This window comes from Segatella copri, from assembly GCF_019127135.1.
Taxonomy (GTDB): Bacteria; Bacteroidota; Bacteroidia; order Bacteroidales; family Bacteroidaceae; genus Prevotella.
The window spans coordinates 1-300 of record NZ_JAHOEA010000221.1 but is presented as its reverse complement, the minus strand read 5'-3'; the positions used below and the strand labels follow the sequence as shown (position 1 = coordinate 300).

Annotated in this window: 1 pseudogene; it reads right to left on the bottom strand. The window is 42.3% G+C overall.

The features are described from left to right. Positions 1–262, bottom strand: a pseudogene (locus KSW37_RS15940) (DUF3408 domain-containing protein); the annotation flags it as partial. Positions 263–300 lie beyond the last annotated feature (38 nt).

Below are 300 nucleotides of genomic sequence, written 5' to 3'. Positions count from 1 at the left end.
GCTGCTTGCCACTGATGCGCTTCTGCGGATTCGGTGGCGATTGAGCCTCGTTCGTTGATGTTTCCTCTCTATAGGGAGTTGTTGCAGCAACTTTCTCTACACTTGATCTCAACTCTGGGTTCTCTACATCATCATAGAGAGAATTACAACTACTTGGATTGGCTTTGTTGCCATACGTAGATGGTTTAACAAAATCCAAATACTCTTTTTCCATCAGCTCCTTTTGCTCAGGAGCCAAGACTGCATCTTTTGTTTTTGCCATAACTTACATTGTTTAAATTGTTAGTATAGTGGTCACGG